Genomic DNA, 7,399 nt, shown 5'->3' with positions numbered 1-7,399 from the left:
GCCTTTCCCGGCTTTCTCGGGCGGATCACGGAATGCCCTGTTCCAGGCAGGCGGCAGCCGGGGGAAAACGTTCACGACTGGTGCCATGCACCGCTTCGGCGCATCAAAAATGTGCTCAGAAAATGTTCAGGAGCTGACTGCCGCCTGCCTGGAACAGGGCATTCCGTGATCCGCCCGAGAAAGCCGGGAAAGGCCAGAGCCCAATGAATACGGGGCCTCTGGCCATGAGACGGGGAATCCAACGGAGGTGGAAAGAGGCCGAATGCGAAAACTGGCACAGCCTCTGCATTGGTAGAGACAACCCGTTTCGGGGACCTTGGTACAGGCAGGCCGGGGATCCCTCTTTTATGCAAGACCCTTCGCTGCCACCGCCATCGCGTCGAGCCGAGCTCCGCGGGCGAGCTGTGAAGGACGATGGTTTTGGGGGCCTTGGTACAGGCAGGCCGGGGAATCCCCTTTCTTACAGCGCCACGCTGTCACGACGGCTTCGAGCCCGGACAGCGCAGCGACGACCCGTTTCGGGGGCCCAGGTACAGGCAGGCCGGGGATTCCCCTTTCTTATCCCGCCCGGGAGCCGAGACAACGGCACCGGACAGCAGCGACGACCCGTTTCGGGGACCTTGGTACAGGCAGGCCGGGGCATCCCCTTTCTTATCCCTCCCGCAGGCTGATCTGCAGCCGCCACTTGCCGTCCACCTCGGCTCCGCTCCACTCCCCATGCAGGGGGCGAGTCGCCACGAAGTGCAACAGCAACCCATTGCGGGTCATCTGCAAGCGCCAGTTCAACGCCTTGCCGCCCAATTGCAGGCGGCCCTTCTGCGGCTCGGCGCTGGCGTCGAAGACGAAGGCCAAAGCCCCGTCCATGTGTTCGGCCCGCTGGCGCGGCTCGCCGTCGAACCACAGCGCCAGCCCGTCGGGCAACGCCTCCACCCGCTCCAGGTGGATCGGCCCCGGCGCGGTCAGGCGGCCGATCATCAGCCCGACCAGCAGTCCGAAAATCGCCAGCGAACCCAAAAACCGCGGCCACATGCGCCGCCTCGGGTCTTCATCGGGAGTAGAATGCCGCCGGTTTTGGGGCAGGGGGCCACGCATGTTTCACGTCATCCTTTTTCAACCGGAAATTCCGCCGAACACCGGCAACATTATCAGGCTGTGCGCCAACTCGGGCTGCCACCTGCACCTGGTCGAACCCCTGGGTTTCGAGCTCGACGACAAGCGCCTGCGTCGCGCCGGGCTGGACTACCACGAGTACGCCACCCTGCAGCGCCACGCCGACCTGGAGAGCTGCCTGGCGAGCCTGGGCCACCCCCGCGTGTTCGCCTTCACCACCAAGGGCACCCGGTTGTTCCACGAGGTCGCCTTCGAGAAGGGCGACGCCTTCCTCTTCGGCCCGGAAAGCCGCGGCCTGCCGGAAGAAGTGCGCGAGGCCCTGCCGCCCGAGCAGCGCCTGCGCCTGCCCATGCGTCCCGGCTGCCGCAGCCTGAACCTGTCCAACAGCGTGGCCGTGGCGGTCTACGAGGCCTGGCGCCAGCACGGCTTCAGCCTGGACTGAGCCGGGCGATCAGGCGCCCACAAAAAAGCGCCCCGAGGGGCGCTTTTTCTTCATCCAGCGCGGATCAGGCGTTGGCCGGCGCTTCGCCGGCGGCCTGCAGGCGCGCCATTTCCTGCGCGTACAGGGCGTCGAAGTTCACCGGGGCCAGCATCAGCGCCGGGAACGAGCCACGTACGACGAGGCTGTCCAGGGTTTCGCGGGCGTAGGGGAACAGGATGTTCGGGCAGAAGGCGCCCAGGGTGTGGCTCATGGAAGCCGCGTCCAGGCCCTTGATCAGGAAGATGCCGGCCTGCTGCACTTCAGCGATGAAGGCGGTCTCTTCGCCGTTCTTCACGGTCACGGAGAGGGTCAGCACCACCTCGTGGAAATCGCCGTCCAGCGACTTCTGGCGGGTGTTGAGGTCCAGCGCCACGCTCGGGGTCCACTCCTGGCGGAAGATCTCGGGGCTCTTGGGGGCCTCGAACGACAGGTCACGCACGTAGATGCGCTGCAGCGAGAATTGCGGGTTCTGTGCTTCCTGGGAAGCGCCGTTGCTTGCTTGTTCAGTCATGGCAGAGCCTTCTTGTTCGTACGTTTTAAAGTTCGGTCACGCCTTGAGCAGAGCATCCAGCTTGCCCGCCCGCTCAAGGGCATAAAGGTCGTCACAGCCGCCCACATGGGTCGAACCGATCCATATCTGCGGCACCGAGGTGCGGCCCGCCTTGCGGGTCATCTCGGCGCGGACGTCGGGCTTGCCATCGACGCGGATCTCTTCGTACTGGACGCCCTTGCTGCCGAGCAGTTGCTTGGCCCGGATGCAGTAGGGGCACCAGTCACTGGAGTAGATGACGACGGCAGCCATGTTCACTTCACCAACGGCAGGTTTTCGCCACGCCAGCTGCCGATGCCGCCGGACAGCTTGAACGCGGTGAAACCGGCTTTCTGCAGGTCACGGCAAACGGTGCCAGCATGCTGGCCCATGGTATCGACCACTATGATGGTCTTGTCCTTATGCTTATCCAGCTCCGCAAGGCGAGCAGCCAGCTTTTCGTAGGGGATGTTCAGCGAGTCGACGATGCGGCCGCTGGAGAAATCCTTGTTGCTGCGCACGTCGAGGACGACGCCCTGGCCACTGTTGACCAGCGCGGTGAGCTCGCGGGTGCTGATGCTGCGGCCGCCACGGCGCAGTTCGTGGGCGATCAGGAGCACCAGCAGGACGACGAAGGATGCGCTCAGTACATAGTGGTTAGTGGCAAATTCAATCAGGTGGGCGAACATCGACGGGTCCCGGGACGGTAAAATGCCGGCCAGTATACACAGCACCACAGGTCCACCAAACCCCGCACGGCGGTGACGCACAAGGAACTTGTACGTAAAATGCCGCTCCCTTTTTGATCTTCTTGTGCCATGCGAGTCGGACTTATGACAGCCACGCCCAAACCCCTGGTTCTGATCATCCTGGACGGCTTCGGTCACAGTGACAGTCCCGAGTACAACGCCATCTACGCTGCCACCAAGCCGGTCTATGACCGCCTGCTGGCCACCCAGCCGCACGGCCTGATCTCGGGCAGCGGCATGGACGTGGGCCTGCCGGACGGGCAGATGGGCAACTCCGAGGTCGGCCACATGAACCTCGGCGCCGGCCGCGTGGTTTACCAGGACTTCACCCGCGTCACCAAATCCATCCGTGATGGCGAGTTCTTCGCCAACCCGGTGATAGTCGAGGCCGTGGACAAGGCCGTTGCCGCCGGCAAGGCCGTGCACTTCATGGGCCTGCTTTCCGATGGCGGCGTGCACAGCCACCAGGACCACCTGGTCGCCATGGCCGAACTGGCCGCCCGGCGCGGTGCCGAGAAGATCTACCTGCACGCCTTCCTCGACGGCCGCGACACCCCGCCGAAAAGCGCCGAGCCCTCCATCGAGCTGCTCGATGCCACCTTCGCCCGCCTGGGCAAGGGCCGCATCGCCAGCCTGATCGGCCGCTACTTCGCCATGGACCGCGACAACCGCTGGGACCGCGTCGAAGCCGCCTACAACCTGATCACCGAAGGCCGGGCCGAGTTCACCGCCGCCAGCGCCCGTGAGGGCCTGGCCGCCGCCTACGAGCGTGGCGAGAGCGACGAATTCGTCAAGGCCACCCGTATCGGCGAAGCCGCCCCGGTGCAGGATGGTGACGCGGTCATCTTCATGAACTTCCGTGCCGACCGCGCCCGCGAGCTGTCCCGCGCCTTCGTCGAGCCCGGCTTCAAGGAGTTCCCGCGCCAGCGCGAAATCGCCCTGGCCGGCTACGTGATGCTGACCCAGTACGCCGCCAGCATCCCCGCGCCCAGCGCCTTCAAGCCCGAATCCCTGGACAACGTGCTGGGTGAATACCTCGCGGCCAACGGCAAGACCCAGCTGCGCATCGCCGAGACCGAGAAGTACGCCCACGTGACCTTCTTCTTCTCCGGCGGCCGCGAGGAGCCCTTCGAGGGCGAAGAGCGCATCCTCATCCCCTCGCCCAAGGTCGCCACCTACGACCTGCAGCCGGAGATGAGCGCCCCCGAGGTGACCGACCGCATCGTCGACGCCATCGAGAACCTGCGCTACGACGTGATCATCGTGAACTACGCCAACGGCGACATGGTCGGCCACACCGGCGTCTTCGAAGCCGCGGTCAAGGCCGTCGAGTGCCTGGACACCTGCCTGGGCCGCATCACCGCTGCCCTCGACAAGGTCGGCGGCGAGGCGCTGATCACCGCCGACCACGGCAACGTCGAGCAGATGGAAGACGAAGCCACCGGCCAGGCGCACACCGCGCACACCTGCGAGCCGGTGCCCTTCATCTATTACGGCAAGCGCCAGGTCAGCCTGCGCGAAGGCGGCGTGCTCGCCGACGTGGCCCCGACCCTGCTGACCCTGATGGGCCTGCCGGTGCCGGCCGAGATGACCGGCAAGAGCATCGTCGAACTGAAATGACCCGCGCGCCGACCACCGGCGCCGCGGTTTCGCATCGAACGCCCCGCAGCTCAGGCTTCGGGGCGTTTTTTTTGCCGAGCGCGACGGGCATACTAGGCCCGTCTTCCTCCCTGGTGCCGCACGCCCCCATGTTTCGCGCCCTCACCCTCATTCTCCTTGCCTGCCTGCTCGCGCCGGCCGTCGCCGACGAGCGCGCGCAGACCCAGCAGCAGCTGGACCAGGCCGCCAAGGACGTCACCGAACTCAAGAAACTCCTCAAGCAGTTGCAGGAGGAGAAGTCCGGCGTGCAGGCGGACCTGAAGAAAACCGAATCCGAGATGGGCCAGCTGGAAAAGCAGGTCAAGGACCTGCAACAGGAACTCGACAAGGGCGAAGGCGAAGTGAGGCGCCTGGACCAGGAGAAAAAAAAGCTCCAGGGCGCGCGCCTTGAACAGCAGAGGCTGATCGGCATCCAGGCGCGCGCCGCCTACCAGAGTGGCCAGCAGGAATACCTCAAGCTGCTGCTCAACCAGCAGCACCCCGAGAAATTCGCCCGCACCCTCACCTACTACGACTACCTCAGCCAGGCCCGCCTGGAGCAGCTCGACGCCTTCAACGAGACCCTGCGCCAACTGGCCAACGTCGAGCGCGACATCGCCACCCAGCAGGCCGCGCTCATCGAGCAGAAGAGCGCCCTGGACAGCCGCCGCGAGCAGCTCGCCGGCCTGCGCAAGGAGCGCCAGCTGGCCCTGGCCAAGCTCAACCGCGACGTGACCGACCGCGACCAGAAGCTCAAGGCCCGCCAGCAGGAGCAGGCCGAGCTGGGCCGCGTGCTCAAGACCATCGAGGAAACCCTCGCCCGCCAGGCCCGCGAGGCCGAAGAGGCCCGCAAGCGCGAACTGGCCGAGCGGCAGCGCCAGGAAGACGAGCTCAAGCGCTCCCCGGCCGCCGCCAAATCCCTCTCCGGCCCCCTGGTTTCAAGTACCGGCGGCAACTTCGGCGGCCCCTTCGCCAGTGCCCGGGGCAAGCTGCCCTGGCCGGTCGACGGCCGTCTCGTTGCGAGATTTGGAACTCCTCGCGGCGAAGACGCACGAACTAAGTGGGACGGCGTACTGATCGGCGCCGCCGCAGGCAGCCAGGTGCGCGCCGTGCATGGGGGCCGCGTGGTCTTCGCCGACTGGTTGCGCGGCGCGGGGCTGTTGGTCATCCTCGACCACGGCAACGGCTTCCTGAGCCTGTACGGCCACAACCAGAGCCTGTTGAAAAATGCCGGCGACATCGTCAAGGCGGGGGAGTCCATCGCCACCGTCGGCACCAGTGGCGGGCAGGATTCGCCCGCGTTGTATTTCGCCATCCGCCAGCAGGGCCGCCCCAGCGACCCCGCGCAGTGGTGCCGAGCGCAAGGATAAGCGCCACTTCATTCCGTAGGAGTTGATTCGCATGCCGCATCTGTCCCGCCTTACCTCCCTGGCCATGGCCCTGGCGCTGCTCGGCGGTGCATCGCTCGCCTCCGCCGCCCAGGAGCCCGCAGCGCCGGCGCCCGCCCCGGCAGCGGCGGCGAACGGCAAGGCACCGCTGCCCCTGGACGAGCTGCGCACCTTCGCCGAGGTGCTGGACCGGATCAAATCCGCCTACGTCGAGCCGGTGGACGACAAGACCCTGCTGGAGAACGCCATCAAGGGCATGCTCAGCAACCTCGACCCACACTCCGCGTACCTGGAGCCCGAGGCCTTCCAGGAGCTTCAGGAAAGCACCAGCGGCGAGTTCGGCGGCCTGGGCATCGAAGTGGGCACCGAGGACGGCTTCATCAAGGTCGTCTCGCCCATCGACGACACCCCCGCCTCCAAGGCCGGCATCCAGCCGGGCGACCTGATCGTCAAGATCGACGGCCAGCCGACCAAGGGCCTGTCGATGATGGAAGCCGTGGACAAGATGCGCGGCAAGGCCGGCAGCCCCATCGTCCTGACCCTGGTACGCGAGGGCGGCCAGCCCTTCGACGTCGAGCTCAAGCGCGCCGTGATCAAGGTCAAGAGCGTGAAGAGCCAGTTGCTGGACAAGAACTACGGCTACATCCGCATCACCCAGTTCCAGGTCAACACCGGCGAGGAAGTGGGCAAGGCGCTGGCCAAGCTGCGCAAGGACAACGGCGACAAGAAGCTCGCCGGCCTGGTCCTCGACCTGCGCAACAACCCCGGCGGCGTGCTGCAGTCCGCGGTGGAGGTGGCCGACCACTTCCTCACCAAGGGCCTGATCGTCTACACCAAGGGCCGCATCGCCAACTCCGAGCTGCGCTTCTCCGCCGACCCGGCCGACGCCAGCGAAGGCGTACCGCTGGTGGTGCTGATCAACGGCGGCAGCGCCTCGGCGGCCGAGATCGTCGCCGGCGCCCTGCAGGACCACAAGCGTGGCGTGCTGATGGGCACCGACAGCTTCGGCAAGGGCTCGGTACAGACCGTGCTGCCGCTGAACAACGACCGCGCCCTGAAGCTCACCACCGCGCTCTACTTCACCCCCAACGGCCGCTCCATCCAGGCCCAGGGCATCGTCCCCGACGTGGAAGTGGCCCGCGCCAAGGTGACCCGCGAACAGGACAGCGAGAACTTCAAGGAAGCCGACCTCGCCGGCCACCTCGGCAACGGCAACGGTGGCGCCGACAAGCCCAGCTCCGGCAAGGCCAAGGCCGCCCAGGCCCGCCCGCAGGACGACGACTACCAGTTGAACCAGGCGCTGAACCTGCTCAAGGGCCTGAACGTCACCCGCGGGGATTGAGGTGAGCCGGGGAGCCTGGCTGCTGGCGCTGCTGCTCGGCGCGTCGGCGATCCAGGCCCGCGACCCCCTTCCGCCCCTGCCCCGGCTGCCCCTCGCGGCGCCGGAGCCGGCGGCGCCCGCCCAGGCGCTGCCCATCCAGCCCGGCCCCTTGAGACTTGGCCC

At 66.6% G+C, this 7,399-nt stretch carries 8 protein-coding genes; 4 read left to right on the top strand and 4 right to left on the bottom strand.

Annotation, left to right across the window (positions count from 1 at the left end; all coding sequences use genetic code 11):
- Positions 1–651 precede the first annotated feature (651 nt).
- Positions 652–1,092, bottom strand: a complete 441-nt coding sequence (locus tag DMX10_RS31320) for a hypothetical protein (RefSeq protein WP_111264748.1) — start codon at positions 1,090–1,092, stop codon at positions 652–654.
- On the opposite strand from DMX10_RS31320, the gene trmL reads away from it, so the two are divergent.
- Positions 1,091–1,552, top strand: coding sequence for a tRNA (uridine(34)/cytosine(34)/5-carboxymethylaminomethyluridine(34)-2'-O)-methyltransferase TrmL (trmL, locus tag DMX10_RS31315; RefSeq protein ID WP_111264747.1), 462 nt, complete (start codon positions 1,091–1,093; stop codon positions 1,550–1,552). The genes DMX10_RS31320 and trmL overlap by 2 nt on opposite strands.
- 64 nt (positions 1,553–1,616) lie before the next feature.
- Here the strand turns inward: trmL and secB are convergent, their stop codons facing one another.
- Genes secB through DMX10_RS31300 form a run of 3 tightly spaced genes read right to left on the bottom strand, consistent with a single transcriptional unit; the run spans position 1,617 to position 2,809 of the window.
- On the bottom strand, positions 1,617–2,102 hold the full coding sequence (gene secB / locus DMX10_RS31310) for a protein-export chaperone SecB (protein WP_021218677.1): 486 nt from the start codon (positions 2,100–2,102) through the stop codon (positions 1,617–1,619).
- A 36-nt stretch (positions 2,103–2,138) separates the two neighbouring features.
- Positions 2,139–2,393 carry a glutaredoxin 3 gene (gene grxC / locus DMX10_RS31305; protein ID WP_111264746.1) on the bottom strand — a complete coding sequence of 85 codons (255 nt, stop codon included), beginning with the start codon at positions 2,391–2,393 and terminating at the stop codon, positions 2,139–2,141.
- A gap of 2 nt (positions 2,394–2,395) precedes the next feature.
- On the bottom strand, positions 2,396–2,809 hold the full coding sequence (locus DMX10_RS31300) for a rhodanese-like domain-containing protein (RefSeq protein ID WP_111264745.1): 414 nt from the start codon (positions 2,807–2,809) through the stop codon (positions 2,396–2,398).
- 144 nt (positions 2,810–2,953) lie between these two features.
- Here DMX10_RS31300 and gpmI point away from each other — a divergent pair, with 144 nt between their 5' ends.
- The 3 genes from gpmI (at position 2,954) to DMX10_RS31285 (ending at position 7,237) form a co-directional block, all read left to right on the top strand.
- Positions 2,954–4,489, top strand: coding sequence for a 2,3-bisphosphoglycerate-independent phosphoglycerate mutase (gpmI, locus tag DMX10_RS31295; RefSeq protein WP_111264744.1), 1,536 nt, complete (start codon positions 2,954–2,956; stop codon positions 4,487–4,489).
- Between the two features lie 128 nt (positions 4,490–4,617).
- Complete coding sequence (locus tag DMX10_RS31290; RefSeq protein WP_111264743.1) at positions 4,618–5,877, top strand: murein hydrolase activator EnvC; 1,260 nt, start codon at positions 4,618–4,620, stop codon at positions 5,875–5,877.
- 31 nt (positions 5,878–5,908) lie between these two features.
- Positions 5,909–7,237, top strand: coding sequence for a S41 family peptidase (locus DMX10_RS31285; protein ID WP_111264742.1), 1,329 nt, complete (start codon positions 5,909–5,911; stop codon positions 7,235–7,237).
- Positions 7,238–7,399: the final 162 nt, after the last annotated feature.

The sequence above is a fragment of the Pseudomonas sp. 57B-090624 genome (assembly GCF_003234055.1).
Taxonomy (GTDB): domain Bacteria; phylum Pseudomonadota; class Gammaproteobacteria; order Pseudomonadales; family Pseudomonadaceae; genus Metapseudomonas; species Metapseudomonas tohonis.
Note: the sequence above shows the minus strand (reverse complement) of the source record. Positions and strands in the feature narration are given on the sequence as shown.